Genomic DNA, 19684 nt, shown 5'->3' on the forward strand with positions numbered 1-19684 from the left:
GTCGCCGGCGCGGTGGCACATGCCTTGCACGTGCTGGGCTCTGAACGCGCTATCCGTCGGGAGATGTCCATGGCCGCCCGCTCTATCGCCTCCCTGTCGCTCTCCTTCGGGCTTGTTTCGATCCCGGTAAAGCTCTACGCGGCGACCGAGAGTTCGTCTGACGTGCGCTTCAACCTGCTGGCGCCCGACGGGTCACGCGTCAAGCAACAATACGTATCGGAAAAGACAGGCGCTGTCGTCGAACGTTCGAGCATGAACAAGGGCTACGAGTTCGAGAGGGACAGGTTTGTCGTATTCACGGGAGACGAACTGAAAGCGCTCGAGGACAGCGCAAGCCACGTCGTCGAGATCGTGGCATTCATACCGGAGAAGGCAGTCAACCCCGTCTTCTATGACAAGGCGTACTACATCGCGCCCGACAAGCGCGGCGGCAAACCGTACAGTCTGCTTCAGCAGGCGCTTGCCGAAAGCGGTCGCTGTGCACTGGCGAAATGGGCGTTCCGGGGCAGGACGCGGATTGTGCAGGTACGGCCCGAGGAAGGCGGGCTGGTTTTCCAGCAACTGCTCTACGCGGATGAGGTTCGTTCGCTGAGTGACCTCCATATCGAACACGTCCAGGTCTCCGATAGCGAGTTGAAGCTCGCCCTTCAGATCATTGAGCAGGGCACGGAAGACAACTACGACCCGACGGCCTATGTGGACGAGGAGAAGCAGCGCATTCTCGCCGCGATTGACGAGAAGATTGAGGGCAAGCAGATCATCGCGAATGAGCCGGCGGGGGTGACGGGCAGTGGAGGGCAGGTCATCGACCTGATGGATGCACTGCGCGCAAGCCTGAAGGGTGGAAAGCCGAAGGCGGCCGCCGCGGCTACACCGACCGCACCGAAGCGCAAGAGCGCGGAGCCTGTCACCAAGCTTCCCGTGGCGCCGCGCACGCGCAAGCCGGCCACACGCGCAGAGAAGGCGCCCGCTGAAACACCGGCGAAGGTCCGGGCGCGAAAGTGACATCGGAAGTGATGTCAGAAGTGATCTCAAGCGTCCCGGCACGCGAGGTGTCCATGCGCGAACTGCAAGGCATGCTCGGCGTGTCGCGCAGCGTGCTCTCGGGCTTGGTTGCCGCAGGTTTCGTGACCCCAACGCGCGGACCGCGCAACGCCTGGCGCTTCACGTTCCAGGATGCCGTACTGCTTCGCACGGCACTGCAGTTGCGGGCTGCACGGATACCGCCGCGCAAGATCATTGCCGCGCTGTCACGACTCAGAGAGGCGCTGCCTGATCAGTTGCCGCTGACCGGTATTCGCGTATCAGCCGTCGGCAACGACGTGGCGGTACGGACAGGGCCATCGCAGTGGGACGCCGTCACCGGCCAGCTTTTGCTGGACTTTGAAGTCGCCGAGATGAAGGGCGACGTGGTGTTCCTCGACACCGCGCCTGCACAGCGCAATGGCGAGCAACAGGCAGGGGAGTGGTACGACCTTGGCGAGCAGCTCAGGACATCCGACGTCAATGGCGCAGAGCAGGCTTACCGGAAGGCGATTGAGCTTTCCCCGCGACCGTTGTATGCCGCGTACGTGGACCTCGGTGTGCTTCTATGCGAACTCGATGCGCGGTGCAAAGACGCACTTCAAGTATTCGACGAAGCGCTTATTCACTTTCCAGGCGATGCCGTACTGCACTTTAACCGGGCGATCGCGCTTGAGGACCTTGGTCGTGACGAAGACGCTGAGCGAAGCTATCAACGGTGTCTGGAAATTGATCCGACGCACGCGGATGCCCATCACAATCTGGCGATCCTGCTCGAGAAACGCGGCGACCCGCAGGGTCTGCTGAGGCATCTGAACGCCTATCGACGTCTCACCACCTGATGCACGCATTCCTCAGATAGCCGCCACACCTCTGCTTTTGTTTGCTGCGAGTCGGGTGCCGGAGAAAAGGGGCATCGCGCCAGTCCTGCGATGACGGCCGCGCCCGTCGGTCGTTCCCAAGCAATTTACCGCAGGATATGCAACGGAAAAGAACCGCGACGTGTAGCGACTCCAGATGTGCGACTGCGTGAGTGTCTCGCTCAGTTCTGGTCACCGGTTGGGTGCCGCCGAGGTGTCCGTGTGAAGCAGAATACGGCACCCCGGGGGACAGGCACGAATCTACATACGGTCAGGCGGCTCGTATGAACGACAGTGATCGGTCGCCGACAAGCTTGCTCCCCGCTGCGTCGAGTTTATTCATGAGCTCATTCTTGCGCGCAGCTAGCTTTACACCCAACGCGACGAGATCAACGCCGCTCTCGCGCAATTCCGGAAACAGCTCGGCCTCTTCCTCTTCGACGTGATGTTTTACCAGTTCAGACATCACCTTGAACGTCGCGTCGAAACCGTCATCGCCTGGCCGAAGCGAATCGAACTTCTCAATCAACGTCTTGACCAGGTAGTGCTCGACGTATGCCTCGTCCACGTCAATCTCGTCCTGCTTCTCAAGTGCCTTGTGCGCCGCCGGGTACAGAAGTTCCTCTTCGATAATCGCGTGCACCGTCAGTTCTTCGCATGCGCGCCGCGCCAGCGTTCCCTTTGCTTCCAGATCGTCGTCCGCCGCCTTTTCGAACGCATCGAAGAGTTTCTCAACTGCGCGGTGATCGGCCTTCAGCAATGCGATCGCGTCCGATGCGGCGGGGGTGTCAGTTGATCCGCTTTCCTTGCTTTGCGTGTTCATTCGTATCTCCGTGAAAATGTGAGGAATTGCGTCGCTGCCATCGATATCCGGTCACACGATCCGCATAGGCATCCAGCAAAGAGCGTTCCGCGAATCAGCGGCGCCAACGTGCGGGCGTGCGTTGGTGCCGTTGGTGCGTCCTTTCCGCGCACCCCGTAAGGCATTGCCTGCGCGGCACACGAAGCCATACGATTGCCTGGCGCCTCGCAAGCTTGCTGGTGAGCTTCATCCTCGAAAAGACGCCGCGGGCGGAAAGACGCAGTGTGTTGAAGACGCATCCGAAGCTGTCTATGCTGTCCGGAAATCGATCCGACGCACGCCGCCTCCCGTCGCAATCTGGGTATCCCCTGCTCGAGAAACCCGGCGACCCGCAGGGCCTGTTGGACATCGGAACGCCTATCGGCGACTCATCGCCTGACGGCTAATGCCGCCCGTGAGTTGAAAAGCAATCCAACCTGTTAATCCGGGCGCCTGGCATCGACACTCGGATGACTCCGTTTGCAGCAAATCACTACAAAGCTGCGCCGAGCCGTCGGCGTTAGAGTTGGCCAAGAAGCCGCTGCATCGAGCTGCGGCGAGATCAGCGGCACCCCCTCAAGTCGGACCTCAATGATTGATGAAATCGGGTTGACCGATGCGCTGCGGTGGTATCGTTGCGCAAGCCGGGGACCGCGGACTGGGTGTTACTGTCGCGGTACAACACCGTGCTACGTGGGTCGGCCTGAAGGCGTCGTACTCACGGGCGTTGCGGTGCTGATGGCGTGACCGGCAGTCGCGACGGCGCTGCACAACCTGAACGGATGAGCCCGAATGATGGAAGACGCAACCAGGCGGTACATGCCGATCGTCGTGGAGTTCGATCCCGACTTCATGCTCGTGTCGATGGAGATGTGGCGCAAATCGCCCGACATGCAGATTCCAATCGCCGACGAATTAAAGATCCATTTCATGGAGAACCGTCGTCGGCTGCTGGAAGGATTCGTGACGACGGGCAAGGCCTGGAAGATCATCGTGCACGATCTGAAGGCGGTTGACGAGTCTGCCGGGCTGGATGACGTACGACTGGCGGTGCAGGCGTTTCTCAGCTGGGCCGAAGACGGCCTGCAGGCACTGGGTGATCTGTCCCCAAAATGTTGCTAATTAAAATTATGTAGAGTTATGGCGTCCCCCCAAACATCCTGCGCACGTCAGAGCACCGCTGTCTGGCATTGCCCGCGAACTGTACTAAAGTTTCCGTATACGAAAGGCTAGGGAATGTCTGAGCACGATCGCGATTGTCCAGGCCGGCAGCGATATCGGTTTGTCGATTGACGAGCGGGCGCATTACGCACAGAGCACGGCGTTCACTTTGCCGCGCAGGGTCGAGCGAAACGGTCGGCAAGGCCGTTCGCTCGTTCGCTTTATGGGAGATACAGCAATGTCCACTCCTTTCGGTCACCAACGCGTCAGAAGCAGTTCAAGGCCGTCACCGGTAGCTCACCGAGACGTTGTCGTTGTGATTGTTGAGGGGCATGGGGAATGGCGCGGTGGAGCCCTGAAAGAGTACCCGACGTTCAAGGTTCCGGATTCAAAGCAGGTTGTGATTTTTCAAGGCATTGGCGTGGGACTCGACGACCGACACGGCCAGGCAATCGCTCGAATGGAAAGCGTTCCAAGCCGACTGCCGACGGAATGGGACAGAAGAAACGCGGAATACGACACTGAACCGTCACGTTACGGCGGCGTCCGTGTCAATACATTTGGCGCCAAGACCTACCATAACGGCGACGATTGTCCGGATCTCGTGTTGTTCAATCCAAAACAACCGGGATTCGCATCGTTCGAAGCACGGCCCACTTCGTTCACGGTAGCGCTTGGCTATTCCATAACGCTGCGCGCGATCGCAGAGCTGGTTCCTGCAGGAACTCAGATACACTGGGCGGCCTGCACCGTTCTGAGGTGAATGTCGACGCTGGCTCGCAGCCCCGTGGCGCCCCGTCAAGGACCGCGCTTGCGGTCCTGTGTGGTCATAGATGGTAGGCGGGTCGACTGGACCGATTTTGGCGATGTTAATGGAGTTCGATTTGTCGCCGGACGACACCAGGATCAGTGAACACATTAGCGTCTACGAACACCATTCGCGCCAACTATGAACCACGACACCCGCTGCGCAGACCGACGCGGTCCTTTAGCTCGCGACACTCACGCCAAGGTGACCACGAATCACCCGCTACTCTAAGGCTCGCTTGCATCAGGTGTCGAAGTCGCAAGCGCGTTCATCGTGGCTCTGAGGTCGCGCTCCGCCTCCCTGAGCGTCCTTAGACGGTCGGTATCAAACCCGAGCCTGGCTTTCTCGTCCGCAGACTGAGCATCGAGAATCGAATCCAGCAGTTGCGGGTAGGCGCGCGGATCGATCGTTTCGACAGCTGCCTTGAGCGCCACTGCGGCCTGATACCCCACGAACGGCTTTTCTGACGCGATTAGTCGCACGAGAAACTCAAGCGACTGTTCGTCGGCGAATATCTGAAGTATCGCCACTGCCGCCAGGCGCTCGCCGGGTGCATGGCTGTTTGACAGTTCACCAAGCAGCGGGTACGAACTCACCGCGATTGACCGCATTCTTTGAAATATCTGTTCCATGCGATGTGTCCGCTCTGCCGACGCCGCCATTCGTTGTCGAGTCATTTCATATTGGCGAGCGTAGGCGAACACCTGGCGCCGCATGAGATCCAGGTTGTGGCTAAGCTGATCAGGGGCTTCTTTAGACGCCGCAGTTGTATGGACTTGCAGTTCGGCGCGCGAAACCAGATCGCGTATTTCCTTGGCGACTTCTCTCAGCGCGTCGTCGCAAGACGCCCACGAGCTGACCGGCTTTCCGTCGCGAGGAACGTGCTGAAGTGCGCTGAACCGGGACTCCTCCCATAGGCACGGCTTGAGCAGAATGGGAACGACGCGCGCTTCACCACGATTCAGGCGAGCAAGTGCTTCATCCACTTCGACACCAAAGCAGTATTGCGATGCGAGGAAGTCGGCGCTGACCAGAAGCAGAATAATGTCCGCCGACTTTAGAGCCGCACTAATCTCCGAGTTCCAGTCCTGTCCCGCTTCGATCTTGCGATCGTGCCATTCTTCTATCTTTTTCTGATGCACGAGCGGCGCCAGGTATGTGCCGAGTTTGGCGCGCAGATCGCTGTCCACATGGGAGTAGGAGTAGAAAATGCGCTGGGTCATAACGATTCTCCGCGGCAGTTGACATCGGTAATAACGTGGAACGTGGCCTCTGTCTGAATTGCGATCCTGGTTCACTGGCTAAGCTGTCAGGAAGAAAACAATGACAAAGAGAAGACAATTCAAAATAGTATAGGAACCGAACAACCCGGAATCGCAGACCCAGGCTTTGGTATCGGAGGTGCATCATAAGTCGAGCGCCATTCGTCAAACAGTTTTCGGTGGACCAGCAACATGGCATCTAATCCTGACCCGGCGACTCCGACACTTTCCCGCTATCGCAAGAAGCGCGATTTCCTGGTCACGCCTGAACCGGCGGCCTCGGCGTCAACGGCGTCAGGAGGCGGGGATTTGCGCTTTGTCGTCCAGAAGCATTGGGCCAGCCGGCTGCACTATGACTTCCGGCTGGAGCACGACGGTGTGCTGTTGTCTTGGGCCGTCCCGAAAGGCCCGTGCTATGACCCGAAGGAAAAGCGCATGGCGATCCATGTGGAAGACCATCCCGTCGAGTATTCGGGTTTCGAAGGGACGATTCCGAAGAAGCACTACGGCGCGGGCACCGTGATCGTGTGGGACAGCGGCACCTGGGAGCCTATCGGCGACCCGAAAGAGTCTATGAACGCTGGCAAGCTGGTGTTCCGCCTCCACGGCGAAAAGCTGGCCGGCCTATGGGAACTGGTGCGGATCTCAAAGCCCGACGACCGGCAGGACCAGTGGATGTTGTTCAAGAAGCGCGACGAATGGGCGCGTCCGCTCGCTGACTTCGACGTCATCAAGGCGCTTCCAGACAGCGTGACGACCCACCCGCTGGGACTTGTCGAAGACCGCGAGCCAAAGGCGGGGCGCGCCAGAAGCAGGGCGGACCCAGAACTGAATCTCTCTGCTGCGATCGCGGCTCCGCTGCCCACAAAGCTCGAGCCGCAACGCGCGACGCTGGCTTCGTCGCTGCCCTCGGGGGGCGACTGGATCACCGAGGCGAAGCTGGACGGCTACCGGATGCTCGCGCGGGTCGACAATGGCCGCGTAAGACTGTTCACGAGCGGCGGGCATGACTGGACGAGAAAACTCGCGAGTCTCGTGGCGGAGGTCGAAAGCCTTCCCGTGTCGAGTGGATGGCTGGACGGCGAAATCGTGGCGCTCAAAGACGGCCTGCCGGATTTCGGTGCGCTGCAGGAGGCGATCGACGGCGCCGCAAGCCAGGAGATCGTCTTTTTCCTGTTCGACATGCCGTACCTCGACGGCCAGGATCTGCGTAACGTCCCGCTGTGGACGCGGCGGGTGCTGCTCGCGGGGTTACTCGAAGGCGCCAGGGAGCGCATCCGGTTCAGTCAGGATTTCGAGGCGCCACCTGCCCAGGTATTCGAGGCTGCCGCCGGGCTGGGTCTGGAAGGCCTGATGCTCAAGCGCCGCGACGCGCGGTATGAATCGGGACGGACCCAGACGTGGCTGAAGGCCAAATGCCGGCTGCGGCAGGAACTGGTCATCTGTGGCTTCACCGCGCGCGGTGGCAAGGAGGGTGAAGTCGGCAGCCTGCTGCTTGGCTACTACGAGGGCAGCAAAGGCAGCAGGTTTCACGATGCAGGCAGTGTGGGCACAGGGTGGGATGCCCGAACCGGCCGCGATCTGTGGAAGCGCCTTGCGCCGCTCGAAACAGATTCGGCACCATTCAATGTCGCCCTCACGAAATTCCGGCGCTGGTCGCGGCGCGCGGCCGGGAGCGAGCGCTGGGTGCGCCCCGAACTGGTCGCTGAGATTGAATTTGCCGAATGGACAGCAGACGGCGTCGTGCGGCAGGCGTCGTTCAAGGGGTTGCGGGTCGACAAGCCGGCGCGCCGGGTCGTCCGCGAGGACGGTCAGACGCTCGCGCATGCGCCTGAAGTATCCCGGATCAAGGTCACGCACCCGGAGCGGATCGTCGACCCGTCAAGCGATGTGACGAAGCTCGATCTCGCGCGGTACTACGAGAGCGTCGCCACGTGGATGTTGCCACACCTGAAGGACCGGCCCGTGGCCATGGTTCGCGCGCCGGACGGCATCGAGGGCGAGCAGTTCTTTCAGAAACACGTCGAGCGCACAGGCATGCCAGGAATCAAGACACACGACCGCAAGCTCTGGCCGAATCACCCACCGCTGCTAACCATCGACACCACCGACGCGCTGATGTCGGCTGCCCAGATGAACGCTGTGGAGTTTCACACGTGGAATTCCACCGTCGGCCGGATTGACAAGCCCGACCGGGTCATCTTCGACCTGGATCCGGGTGAGGGCGTGAAATGGGCACATGTTCAGGAAGCGGCGCTGCTCGTCCAGACGCTGCTGCATGAGCTGGGACTGCAGGCGTGGCTGAAGACGAGTGGCGGCAAGGGGCTGCACGTCGTCGTCCCGCTCACGCCGAGGCTTGACTACGACGCGGTGAAGGCCTTCTCGAAGGCATTCGTCCGGCATCTGGCGAAGACGATTCCCGATCGGTTTTCCGCAACATCGGGCGCATCGAACCGCATTGGCAAGGTGTATGTCGATTACCTGCGCAACGGGATGGCACAGACCACGGTCGCCGCATTCTCCGCGCGGGCGCGCCGCGGGATGGGCGTGTCGGTGCCGGTGGCGTGGGAGCAGCTGTCCGAACTGAAGAGCGGCGCTCAGTGGACAGTCCTGACCGCGCGGGAATATCTCAGTTTCCAGACCGAGGACCCTTGGGGGGCATTCTGGACCACCACCCAGTCACTTGCATCGGCGATCAGGCGCCTAGAATAATGTGGGCGCTTCAGCCTGCCGACCGTCGACACAGCGGTGGCACGTGCCTTGCCCATGTGGGTTCTGAACGCGCTATCCGTAGGAGATGTCCATGGCCGCCCGCTCAATTGCCTCGCTGTCCCTCTCCTTCGGGCTCGTTTCGATCCCGGTGAAGCTCTATGCTGCGACGGAGAGTTCGTCTGACGTGCGCTTCAACCTGCTGGCGCCCGACGGTTCGCGCGTCAAGCAGCAGTACGTCTCGGAGAAAACCGGGGCCGTCGTCGAACGATCCAGCATGAACAAGGGATATGAGTTCGAACGGGACAGGTTCGTCGTGTTCACCGCTGACGAACTGAAGGCGCTGGAGGATGGCGCAAGTCACGTCGTCGAGATCATGGCGTTCATACCGGAGAAGGCAGTCAACCCGGTCTTCTACGACAAAGCGTACTACATCGCGCCCGACAAGCGCGGCGGCAAACCGTACAGTCTGCTGCAGCAGGCGCTCGCCGAGAGCGGCCGCTGTGCATTGGCGAAATGGGCGTTTCGGGGCAGGACACGGATTGTGCAGGTCCGTCCGGAGGAAGACGGACTGGTTTTCCAGCAACTGCTCTACGCGGATGAAGTCCGTTCGCTGAGTGATCTGCATATCGAACACGTCCAGGTGTCCGATAGCGAGCTGAAGCTTGCCCTGCAGATCATCGAGCAGGGCACGGAAGACAACTACGACCCGACGGCCTATGTCGACGAAGAGAAGCAGCGCATTCTCGCCGCGATCGACGAGAAGATCGAAGGCAAGCAGATCATCGCGAATGAGCCGGCGGAGGCGACGGGCAGTGGAGGGCAGGTCATCGACCTGATGGATGCACTGCGCGCAAGCCTGAAGGGTGGAAAACCGAAGGCGGCCGCCGCAGCTACACCCGCCGCGCCTAAGCGCAAGAGCGCAGAGCCTGTCACCGAGCTTCCCGTGGCGCCGCGCACGCGCAAGCCTGCCACACGCGCAGCGAAGGCGCCCGCAGAGACACCGGCGAAGGTCCGGGCGCGCAAGTGACGACGGAAATGATGGCAGAAGTGACCTCAAGCGCCCCGGCACGCGAGGTGTCGATGCGCGAACTGCAAGGCATGCTCGGTGTTTCGCGCAGCGTTCTGTCGGGGCTGGTTGCTGCGGGTTTCGTATCCCCAACCCGCGGACCGCGCAACGCCTGGCGCTTCACGTTCCAGGATGCCGTTCTGCTCCGCACGGCCATGCAGTTACGGGCCGCGCGCATACCGCCGCGCAAGATCATAGCAGCGCTCTCACGACTCAGAGAGGCGCTGCCCGATGAGTTGCCGCTCACGGGCATTCGGGTGTCAGCAGTGGGTAACGAAGTCGCAGTGCGGACGGGTCCGTCGCAGTGGGACCCGTCACGGGCCAGTTGCTGCTCGACTTCGAAGTTGCCGAGATCAAGGGTGACGTCGTTTTCCTCGACACCGCGCCTGCGCGGCGCAAGAGCGAGCGACAGGCAGAGGAGTGGTACGACCTCGCGGAGCAGCTTAGAGCGTCTGACGTCAATGGAGCGGAGCAGGCTTACCGGAAAGCAATCGAGCTATCCCCGCGACCTTACTATGCGGGGTATGTGGATCTTGGCGTGCTCCTATGCGAACTCGAAGCGCGCTGCAAGGACGCGCTCAACGTATTCGAGGAGGCGCTGACTCACTTTCCGGACGATGCCGCGCTGCACTTTAACCGTGCGATCGCTCTGGAGGATCTGGATCGTTTTGAAGATGCAGAGCAAAGCTATCAACGCAGTCTGGAAATCGACCCAACGCACGCTGATGCGCATCACAATCTTGCGATCCTGCTCGAGAAACGCGGAGACCCTCAGGGCCTTCTGAGACATTTGAACGCCTATCGGCGGCTGACTACTTGATAGATGAGTCAATTGGGTTCCTTCCAAACCTTCGCCCACGCATCGTGGCCTCACCTTGACCACGGTATCTTCAGCGCGTGCGGCTCTGCACGCTGGCCGCGATGATCGGCTTGATCATGGTGCGATGCTCACTAGCGCAAACAAACTGTGCCGGCGATTGCCAACCGTTAGGAGGTGACCACAAATGCCCCGCATCCATCTGGCGGTGGTTTGCGCGCGTTCCCCTATGTTCAGGTGAGCGTTGGCACCGCTTCGATGAGCGCGAAGCCGACAAGCACTCCGATCATCGCGCCGATAAGTCGCGGGTGCAGCCTTTGCAGATGAAGCGTATCCAGCAGAGCGCCGATCAGAATGATACCGAGCAGCGCAAAGATAACCAGCAGAAAGCCGATCTCAAAATCGTTGCCAATAATCATTTTTCCTCCCGTGTAGCACGCGATCGGACCCTGCATCCTTATGGACGGACGCATGCTCAATTGCACTATATATCACAACGTGATATATGTAAAATACGAACAGCCCGGCTGTCCTGGTCGACGCGACGTCTCAGTGTAGATTGCAAAATGCCAAACACCGAATTCGCTTGCGTGATCGATGCGGCGGCGAGTACCGGATCTGCGGACGCAACGAATGTAGGGAGAGCGCCGTGTCAGCCTTCAACTGCATACTTCTCTGTTACGACGGATCCCGTGAAGGGCAGCACGCGCTCGCAGACGGCGCCCGGTTGGCGCAAGAGCTCGGCGCACAGTTGCATGTCCTTTCTGTGATCAGTGACGCCGCGTGGGTGCAGGGGGCGGAAGTCATGTCTGCGGTACCGGTCGATATCGTTAGCGACTCGGTCAAAGAAGTGCTCGAGGAAGGTTTGCAGAAGCTCGCAATGCGAGGAATAAACGCGACGGGGCACTTCGCAGTCGGTGATCCGCTGGACAAGATTCCATTTTTTGCCAAGAACCTGAATGTAGATCTGGTCGTGGTAGGCCATCGTCGGACCAGCGGGCTCGCGCGGTGGTGGGCTGGCAAGACAGACGGACTGTTACTCGACCGGGTCACATGCAGCGTACTCGTAACTATGGGACCAGCGGTGAGTTATGACGCACCGACAGGGGCGCCGGGGTAGCCGCGCCGCTGCGGACCTACAGTAAAGACCCTCTCGGGTGCCTAAAGATACTGGACATCCTTCGTCTACGGGTTCTGATCGCTCGAGACCTGTCGCCTCCTTATGACTGGTCTGCCGCACTAGCACGGCTGCGACGATGCGATCGCAAATCCGCCAAACTCGAACATCTCGAGCCCCGGTCGCTCAATCTCGTTGGCGAGCGATCCGCGTAACATCGATTGCGTCAGACAATGCCGACTGCATACGTGACGAACAGGCGGCACACATTCAATCAACGGGCTTCAGTTCGCGGACCGTGCATCAACAAATATGTTTCGACCCCATTTTGTTGATAACTTTAGTTATGTAAAGTCGTACTGGTCGCCGTGTCGCCGCACGCGCGGCTAAGGCGCAATATTTTGCGCCTTTCAGCCCTTCGTCTTATACTGGCACCGGAGGCTACGCAATCATGGACATCCGCACACTCGGCAAGACTATCAGCGAACGGCGCCGGGCACTTGGCCTGACGCAAGAGCGTCTGGCGAAAATGGCCGGCCTGTCCCGTCGCACCATTCAGGCGCTGGAAGCCGGCACCCTGCAAGATCTAGGCTTTGAACGGGTCACTCGGACTCTGGGCGTCCTCGGACTATCGTTTTCTCCGAGCGTGGACGCGCGCAAGCGTAAGCGCGGCCTGTGGATGGCAGCGAAAAACGCCAGCGTCAGCTATCGCGGAGAATTGTCGTCGGACATGCTGGAACGGGCGCTCGCGACGGCCGAGGTGCCACCGGGCTTCGAAGCACATGTTGGCCACTTCCTCGACGAGTCACCACTCGATTACGTGGTCATGGCGGTTGAGGAAGCCGCCCAACTGGAGCACCGCGCGCCCTCTGAGATATGGGCGAACGTTGCGCGCCTCGCGCAGCGGCACTCCATTAACCGCAAGGATCTGTGGGCATGACCCAGCCGAAAGAACTTCCGGCGGGCCCGTGGGAGTCTTTGCTCCAACAAGCACTGACGCTTGTCGATGAGATTTCGAAGCACGGAGGCGTATCCAATCCGTTTTTTACGTTTGGGGGCGGCACAGTCCTGATGCTGCGGCACGGGCATCGCATCAGCAAAGACATTGATTTCTTTGTGCCTGATCCTCAGGCGCTTGGATACGTAACGCCACGCCTCAGCGATGTCGCCGATGCTTTATGCGACTCACAATATACAGAGGCGTCCAACTTCGTGAAATTGCATCTGGATGAGGGCGAGATCGACTTCGTTGCCTCCCCTAACCTGCTGCCTGACGAACATGCCTTCGAAACGTGGGAGCTTTTCCAGCGGCCCATTCGCGTCGAGACCGCTGCGGAGATTGTCGCGAAGAAGATGTATCACCGGGGAAACCAGGGAACCGCCCGCGACCTGTTCGACCTGTCGATGGTCGTGGAGCGGGAACCCGACGCGCTGCAACATGTGCGACCGTTCATGTACCGGCATCTGGACGCACTTGCTGATGCTCTCGACGGGCCTCCCCTCGCGATGAAAGAGCGCTTCGCCTCAATCGAAATGTTGAACTACTCCCCAACGTTCGATCAGGCAGTAGGCGTCGTCCGGACGTATTTTGCGGAACTACGCGCGATTCGACAGAGGTCCGCCAGTGAGGCCGAGGCGTTCGTGTCGGCCCATAACCTTACCTGCCAGCAAATCGATACGACTCAGGGTGAATACGGCGGCCCGATTATCCATCTCACCGAGCGGCACGCGGTACAGGACATCGGACGCCATCGGGCGCTCGTGCACGACGTTGAGCAATTGGATCGCGATGTTCAACCGGGCGACGGGTTGCTCCGGATACGCTACCGGAATGGGCGAGCGGCCGTCACGCCCGCTCAGAAACCCGCCAGGACCAAGCATAAGTAAGCGACTGGCCCCGCACCAGCATCACGTCGTTTTGAATAGACCGCTGCTAACCGGGAAAATCGCCGGTCTCGTGCTGAAAATGGCTATTAATCGATGTCAAATCTATCCGAACCATATATATAGGAATCCTATGCAAAAAACGATAATTAGGCTTATGTCAAATCAAGGTGTGAGTCAGGGATCTATATCAAGACCGGCAGGCGCGCGAGCCATTCGGCTTTGACGGTGAAGTACACCCACTCGCTGGCCCAGACCCGGACGAAGTTATGGATCAGGCTGCTCACGCCGCGTGGACTGGCCCACGTCGATCGCGTACCAGATGCCGGGTCCCCTGATGGAGCCGATGATGTACGAAAACACCAGCAGAAACGCACCGTAGCGCTCGATGAATGCCTTCATCTCCCGCTTGTTCTCGCGATAGGCTCGCATTTCGGGTAGTGCAAAAAGGAACGACACACCAACCGATGCGTGCGACGCCACGACGTGAATCACGCCAATGATGCCCATCACCCATGCCGCGCCGATTCCCGGAAAGTAAAACGTCGGATACATGCCTAGCATGGCGAAGTCTTCTCCCCGTATCTATTTTGTGTCCCGGCGGTCCAACGGTGACCGTCGCCGCTCAGTTCGTTGTCGCGCTTGCGGGAGAATGGACCTCGAAGACCGCAATCGCGTGCCGCTGGGCGGCGACCTGCTCCCCCAGCGAGAACGCTGCTTGCGCTGCCTGCTCGACGACGGCAGCATTGCGGCGGATCGCCTGATCCATGCGGCTCACCGCCTCGTTGACCTGCCCGATCCCGCGGCGCTGCGTTTCCGAATCTTCGAAGATGCTCTCGTTGATTACGACCACGCGCTGGATCGCAAGCCGCACGTCCCCCATGGCATGCGCCACCTGGTCGGCATGTGTGGATCCACCCGAAATGGACTCCACCGAGTCGCGCACCAGCACCTTGATTTCCTTCGCCGCGCTGGCCGCCCGCTGCGCGAGGCAGCGCACCTCTCCGGCGACGACGGCAAACCCGCGGCCGTGCTCGCCAGCACGCGCCGCCTCGACGGCGGCATTCAGCGCGAGGATATTGGTCTGAAACGCGATCCCCTCGATCAGCGCTGTGATTTCCACGATTTTCGCCGAGCTGGCGGAAATCACGCCCATCGTGCCGCGCATCTGCTCGACGGCCGCCACGCTCGTATCGGCCGCGAGCGACGTCGCATTGGCAAACTCCGCGGCCTGGCGAACGTGATCCGCATTGCGTTGAACCGACAGGATCAGCTCGCTCAGGCTCGCCGCAGTCTCTTCTAGAGACTCGGCTTGTCGCCTCGCGCCGGAGGACAAATCCGCGCTGCCTTCGGCTATCTGGATCGACGCGTACTGGATCGCATCACTCGATCTCTTGATCGTATGCACCGTCCCTGCGAGGTGCCGGTCCATCGTTTGCAGCGCATCGAGCAACTGGGCGAACTCTCCATGCAGGCTCAAGCCCTCGGCGTTGCCCAAACGACCTTCGGCGATTTGCCGTGCAACGTCGAGGGCAGCCTTGAGCGGCGTCGTAATCGCCCAGAGCAGCCAGGCCGAAGCAGCCGTGGCTACGACGATGCCAAGGCCGATTGCACCTAGCACGGTCCATCGCAACGCATCGAACGTCGCGTTGCCGCGCTCCGCCAATTGCCGCGCCTGCATGGCGCTCAATGCAACGTCGCGGCCGATTGCGTCGGACAATGCATCGCCGGTTTCCGTCAGCTCGTCAATCGAATAGGCCGCCATGTCCAGATTGCCGGAACGAAGCACCGCGGCGATATCAGCCGATTGCGTCCGGAAGGCGGCCAATACCGTCGCTACCCGGTCGGCCAGTCGGCGCTCATCCACCGTCGCGATCTTCGCGGGATAGTAGTCGTGCCAGGCCGCATCGAGCTTCGTTTGCTGTTTGCCGATAGCGGCTACGAGTTCCTCGGCCTTGTCCTGTTCATGCAGCGCCTGGATGTAGCGCATCTGCAGACGGATCTTCAGCGCCGCCGCCTGCATCGCGGCGAGATCCTCGATCGGCACGGTACTCGCCGAGTACATGCTGCCCATATCGGTGCTGAGCCTCGCCAGACCGCGAAGGCCCATCATGCCGATCGCCACCATCAGCGCGACGCAGACACCAAGCGTCAGCATGACCTTGAACTGGATCGTCCCCGCAAAAGCTCCCATACAGCCAGCCTTCTTATATTTGGATTGCGAAATATAATGTCTTATCGGCTGCCCGCTTTTGACCGCCGGTCGCTCACTGATGCTTCAGATATCGTCGACACGCGCCATTGCTTCAGGCTTTCTTGCTATACGCGCTGCACCAGCCCTTGCCTGCGACCTGCTTTCCCCCGAACATCGGGCAAGGCGCGAACGCGTCGCCTGGCTTGCCCTGATAGAACGTGCAGTTGCCGCAAACCTGGCCAGCGGCATACTTCGCGTATTTCGCTTTGTCAACTTTGGTTGCATCGGATTTGTAGCCGAGTGCCTGCGCCGTAGCGTCGGTGTCGGACTCTTTCGGAGAATCGGCGAATGCAAGACGCGTGAGCGCCAGACTCGAAGCCACACCGGCGGTCGCGATCATAAATATACGGCGGGACTTTTGCATATAAGTAATCCTTTTTTGTGGGATTGGCGTGCCGGTAAGGCAGAGTAATATAAATACGAATGGCTTATGAAGTAACCGTAGTTGTCGAGCGCGTCACCGTGTTCAGGCTTTCAGCGCCGCAAAGATCTCGCGCAACATCGCCTTCGCATCGCCGAACAACATGCGGTTGTTGTCCCTGTAGAAGAGCGGGTTTTCCACGCCAGCATATCCGGAGGCCATGCTGCGCTTCATCACGATCGACGTCTTCGCCTTCCAGACCTCCAGTACCGGCATACCGGCGATCGGGCTCGCCGGATCCTCCTGCGCCGCGGGGTTCACAATGTCGTTCGCGCCGATGACCATCGAAACGTCCGCCTCGGCGAAATCGGCGTTGATTTCGTCCATCTCCAGCACGATGTTGTAGGGCACCTTCGCTTCGGCCAACAGCACGTTCATATGGCCCGGCATGCGGCCGGCCACCGGGTGAATCGCGAAGCGCACGTCTACGCCCTTTTCGCGCAGCACACTGGTGAGTTCGTACACCGTGTGCTGGGCCTGCGCCACGGCCATGCCGTAGCCGGGCACGATGATCACGCTCTTCGCGTCGCGCAGCAGCTCGGCGGTTTCGGCGGAGTTCACCGCCACTACCTCACCGGCCGGCTGCGCGCCGCCGCCGACCGCTGCGTGCGCGCCGCTGGCGGTACCGAATCCGCCGGCGATCACGTTAATGAAGTTGCGGTTCATCGCGCGGCACATGATGTACGAGAGAATCGCGCCCGACGAGCCCACCAGCGCGCCGATCACGATCAGCAGGTCGTTGCCGAGCATGAAGCCGGTGGCCGCCGCCGCCCAGCCCGAGTAGCTGTTGAGCATCGACACCACCACGGGCATATCGGCACCACCGATGGCCATCACCATGTGCACGCCGAACAGCAGTGAGATCGCTGTCATCACGACGAGCGGCGTCATGCCATCCTGGATGCTGCCCGCATGAAGGAATGCCCGGCCGGACACGATCACCACCAACAGTGCTGCCAGGTTGAGCCAGTGCCGCGCCGGCAGCAACAGCGGCTTGCCGCCGACCTTGCCCGAGAGCTTGCCGAACGCGATGATCGAGCCCGCGAATGTCACCGCACCGATCAGAATGCCGATGTAAATTTCGACTTCGTGGAGGGCCTTCTCGGACCCGGTGAAGTGGACCGAGGTGTCGACGTAGCTTGCAAAGCCCACGAAGCAGGCCGCCATTCCGACCAGGCTGTGCATCAGCGCCACGAGCTCAGGCATCTGCGTCATCTGTACCTTTCTCGCAGCGACAATCCCGACAGCGCCGCCAACGACCAGCGCGCCGACGATATACGGAATGCCCCCAAATGAAACGCGCGGCCCGAGTACGGTCGCCAGCACGGCAACAGTCATACCGACCATGCCGAGCAGATTGCCGCGGCGCGCGGTCTCAGGATTAGCGAGGCCGCCAAGGCTAAGGATGAAGAGCATCGCCGCGCCGATATAGGAGACGGTAGTCAGGTTGGAAGTCATTGTTGTCATCCCCTTATTTGCGGAACATCGCCAGCATGCGCCGCGTCACTGCGAAGCCGCCGAACATGTTGACGGCCGTGAGTGCCAACGCGCCCACGGCGAGGCCCAGGATCAGCCCCGATGGCCGGTCACCCGCCGCGGAGCCGCCCAGCGGCGGCGCGACCTGCACCAGCGCACCGATGACGATGATTGACGAGATCGCGTTGGTCACGCTCATCAGCGGCGTGTGCAGCGACGGTGTGACGTTCCAGATCACCATGTAGCCCACGAAGCAGGCCAGCACGAACACCGTGAAGTGCGAGAGGAACGTGGCCGGCGCGTACAGCCCCACCATCAGGAAGGCCAGCGCCCCGATGCCGAAGGCGAAGGCCAGCGACTTCGCCGACATCGGCTCGCTGCTGCCGTGGCCCTTCCTCGGAGCGACTGCCGCCGCAGCAGCGGCGGGCTGGGGTGCGGGTGCTACGGCCGGCTGCCTGAGCGGCGGCGGCGGCCAGGTAATGCTGCCTTCCTTGATGACCGTGAGACCGCGGATGGCGTCGTCATCGAAATCGACGTTGATCGTGCCGTCCTTGGTCTTGCACAGTTCCTCGACCACGCGCAGCAGGTTGTTGCCATACAACATGGACGACTGCCGCGCCAGACGCGAAGCAAGTTCGATGTAGCCGACGATGGTCACGCCGTCGCGCACCACCGCTTCTCCGGGCACGGTCAACTCGCAGTTGCCGCCTTGCTCGGCCGCCATATCCACGATGACGCTGCCAGGCTTCATCGACCGCACCATTTCGGCCGTGATGAGCTTCGGAGCCGGCTTGCCGGGAATCAGCGCCGTGGTGATGATGATGTCCGCGTCTCTCGCCTCCTGCGCGTACATCGCCCGCTGCGCCTGCTGGAAGCCCTCGCTCATGACCCTGGCGTAGCCGCCGCCGCCCGAGCCTTCCTCGTCGTAGTCCACCTTGACGAATTCGCTCCCCAGGGACTTGACCTGGTCGGCCACCTCGGCGCGCGTGTCGTTGGCGCGCACGCTCGCGCCGAGACTAGCCGCGGTGCCGATCGCGGCCAGGCCCGCTACGCCCGCGCCGGCGACGAAGACCTTCGCAGGCGGGACCTTGCCGGCGGCGGTGACCTGACCGTTCAGGAAGCGGCCGAACGCATGCGCGGCCTCGATCACCGCGCGATAGCCGCTGATGCCGGCCATCGAGGTGAGCGCGTCCATCTTCTGCGCGCGAGAGAGCGTGCGCGGCAGCGCGTCGATGGCCAGTACCGTGGCCCGTTTCGCGGCCAGTTGCTGCATCAGCTCGGGGTTCTGGGCAGGCCAAACAAAGCCAATCAGCATGCCGCCCTCGCGCATCGACGCGACTTCGTCGCTGCTCGGAGCGCGAACCTTGAGGACGATGTCGCTGCAAGCCCAGAGTTCGGAAGCCGATGCCATGACCTCGGCACCGGCCGCACGGTAGGCGTCATCGTCAAAGTTCGCCGCGGCGCCTGCGCTGCTTTGCACGGCCACCATGAATCCGAGCTTGATCAGTTTCTCGACCACCTCGGGTACGGTCGCTACGCGCCGCTCGCCGGTGGCAAGTTCCAGAGGAATGCCAATCAGTAATGTCATAGGGCAAGTTGATTCGTCACACTGGTATCGGTTGTCGCAAGGATTGCAGGCCTGACGGCAATGGCGAAGTCACGCCAGCCGCGCAATCAGTCAGTCGTCCGCGCAGAACATCGTCGGTGTGATATTGGTGAAGTTCTTCACGTCGCCAATGACCTCAGCAGTTTTCGCCGACGAAAGGGCCATATTGATCCCGACCTGATCGCTGAAACGCAGTATCGCTATGCATGCGAAGGGTTGCGGATCTGGTGATGGGAACAGGACTTCGGCTGATTGCAGACCAAACTCACTCCACGCTGAGCGGACAAGTGGAGCGTGAGTCGAAAGGTAGTACTCGCGGTCAAACATCCCGCCTTCTGTGCTTGGGTAACTCACGATAAGGGTAGTCATATTCAGT

18 protein-coding genes and 1 pseudogene are annotated in these 19684 nt (G+C 60.8%); 10 read left to right on the top strand and 9 right to left on the bottom strand.

Translation table 11 applies throughout. The features are described 5' to 3' along the window. The first annotated feature begins 69 nt into the window (after positions 1-69). Positions 70-1005, top strand: a complete 936-nt coding sequence (gene ku, locus BLT65_RS35440; protein ID WP_091787025.1) for a non-homologous end joining protein Ku — start codon at positions 70-72, stop codon at positions 1003-1005. A gap of 53 nt (positions 1006-1058) precedes the next feature. Continuing rightward, positions 1059-1865, top strand: a complete 807-nt coding sequence (locus BLT65_RS35445) for a tetratricopeptide repeat protein (RefSeq protein WP_244186864.1) — start codon at positions 1059-1061, stop codon at positions 1863-1865. A gap of 289 nt (positions 1866-2154) precedes the next feature. Here the strand turns inward: BLT65_RS35445 and BLT65_RS35450 are convergent, their stop codons facing one another. Continuing rightward, the gene (locus BLT65_RS35450) at positions 2155-2706 is read right to left on the bottom strand and encodes a hemerythrin domain-containing protein (RefSeq protein WP_091787028.1); all 552 of its coding nucleotides are present in this window, start codon (positions 2704-2706) and stop codon (positions 2155-2157) included. Positions 2707-3516: 810 nt separating this feature from the next. Between BLT65_RS35450 and BLT65_RS35460 the strand changes: the two genes are divergently transcribed. Both BLT65_RS35460 and BLT65_RS46740 read left to right on the top strand, forming a co-directional pair. Beyond that, entirely contained in the window at positions 3517-3846 is a 330-nt protein-coding gene (locus tag BLT65_RS35460) for a hypothetical protein (RefSeq protein ID WP_244186866.1), read from the top strand. Between the two features lie 277 nt (positions 3847-4123). After that, on the top strand, positions 4124-4648 hold the full coding sequence (locus BLT65_RS46740) for a putative adhesin (protein ID WP_143036615.1): 525 nt from the start codon (positions 4124-4126) through the stop codon (positions 4646-4648). 272 nt (positions 4649-4920) lie between these two features. On the opposite strand, the gene BLT65_RS35465 is transcribed toward BLT65_RS46740, so the two are convergent. Next, positions 4921-5916: a toll/interleukin-1 receptor domain-containing protein gene (locus BLT65_RS35465; protein ID WP_091787033.1), complete on the bottom strand. Its 996-nt coding sequence runs from the start codon at positions 5914-5916 to the stop codon at positions 4921-4923. A gap of 231 nt (positions 5917-6147) precedes the next feature. On the opposite strand from BLT65_RS35465, the gene ligD reads away from it, so the two are divergent. From ligD to BLT65_RS35480, 3 genes and pseudogenes are all read left to right on the top strand, one after another. Continuing rightward, the gene (ligD, locus tag BLT65_RS35470) at positions 6148-8667 is read left to right on the top strand and encodes a DNA ligase D (protein WP_091787036.1); all 2520 of its coding nucleotides are present in this window, start codon (positions 6148-6150) and stop codon (positions 8665-8667) included. Positions 8668-8758: 91 nt separating this feature from the next. Continuing rightward, positions 8759-9694, top strand: a complete 936-nt coding sequence (gene ku, locus BLT65_RS35475) for a non-homologous end joining protein Ku (RefSeq protein WP_091787039.1) — start codon at positions 8759-8761, stop codon at positions 9692-9694. Between the two features lie 53 nt (positions 9695-9747). Further along, positions 9748-10553, top strand: a pseudogene (locus BLT65_RS35480) (tetratricopeptide repeat protein). 230 nt (positions 10554-10783) lie between these two features. Here BLT65_RS35480 and BLT65_RS35485 read toward each other — a convergent pair. Further along, on the bottom strand, positions 10784-10969 hold the full coding sequence (locus tag BLT65_RS35485) for a hypothetical protein (RefSeq protein WP_091787042.1): 186 nt from the start codon (positions 10967-10969) through the stop codon (positions 10784-10786). 230 nt (positions 10970-11199) lie between these two features. On the opposite strand from BLT65_RS35485, the gene BLT65_RS35490 reads away from it, so the two are divergent. The 3 genes from BLT65_RS35490 (at position 11200) to BLT65_RS35500 (ending at position 13554) form a co-directional block, all read left to right on the top strand. Beyond that, complete coding sequence (locus BLT65_RS35490) at positions 11200-11670, top strand: universal stress protein (protein ID WP_091787045.1); 471 nt, start codon at positions 11200-11202, stop codon at positions 11668-11670. A gap of 448 nt (positions 11671-12118) precedes the next feature. Beyond that, entirely contained in the window at positions 12119-12607 is a 489-nt protein-coding gene (locus BLT65_RS35495; protein ID WP_086909097.1) for a helix-turn-helix transcriptional regulator, read from the top strand. Next, positions 12604-13554: a nucleotidyl transferase AbiEii/AbiGii toxin family protein gene (locus tag BLT65_RS35500; RefSeq protein ID WP_091787048.1), complete on the top strand. Its 951-nt coding sequence runs from the start codon at positions 12604-12606 to the stop codon at positions 13552-13554. The genes BLT65_RS35495 and BLT65_RS35500 overlap by 4 nt, the downstream gene beginning before the upstream one ends. Before the next feature lie 264 nt (positions 13555-13818). Here the strand turns inward: BLT65_RS35500 and BLT65_RS35505 are convergent, their stop codons facing one another. The 6 genes from BLT65_RS35505 to BLT65_RS35530 form a co-directional block, all read right to left on the bottom strand. Then, on the bottom strand, positions 13819-14115 hold the full coding sequence (locus BLT65_RS35505) for a hypothetical protein (RefSeq protein ID WP_208545856.1): 297 nt from the start codon (positions 14113-14115) through the stop codon (positions 13819-13821). Between the two features lie 61 nt (positions 14116-14176). Beyond that, positions 14177-15745: a methyl-accepting chemotaxis protein gene (locus BLT65_RS35510; RefSeq protein ID WP_091787051.1), complete on the bottom strand. Its 1569-nt coding sequence runs from the start codon at positions 15743-15745 to the stop codon at positions 14177-14179. Positions 15746-15857: 112 nt separating this feature from the next. Next, positions 15858-16169 carry a high-potential iron-sulfur protein gene (locus BLT65_RS35515; protein ID WP_091787054.1) on the bottom strand — a complete coding sequence of 104 codons (312 nt, stop codon included), beginning with the start codon at positions 16167-16169 and terminating at the stop codon, positions 15858-15860. Positions 16170-16271: 102 nt separating this feature from the next. Beyond that, complete coding sequence (gene pntB, locus BLT65_RS35520) at positions 16272-17684, bottom strand: Re/Si-specific NAD(P)(+) transhydrogenase subunit beta (RefSeq protein WP_042305811.1); 1413 nt, start codon at positions 17682-17684, stop codon at positions 16272-16274. A 13-nt stretch (positions 17685-17697) separates the two neighbouring features. Next, the gene (locus BLT65_RS35525) at positions 17698-19290 is read right to left on the bottom strand and encodes a Re/Si-specific NAD(P)(+) transhydrogenase subunit alpha (RefSeq protein WP_091787057.1); all 1593 of its coding nucleotides are present in this window, start codon (positions 19288-19290) and stop codon (positions 17698-17700) included. Positions 19291-19380: 90 nt separating this feature from the next. Next, entirely contained in the window at positions 19381-19677 is a 297-nt protein-coding gene (locus BLT65_RS35530) for an EthD family reductase (protein ID WP_042305813.1), read from the bottom strand. Between the last annotated feature and the right edge of the window lie 7 nt (positions 19678-19684).

It is taken from the genome of Paraburkholderia steynii (assembly GCF_900100565.1).
GTDB classification, from domain to species: Bacteria; Pseudomonadota; Gammaproteobacteria; order Burkholderiales; family Burkholderiaceae; genus Paraburkholderia; species Paraburkholderia terrae.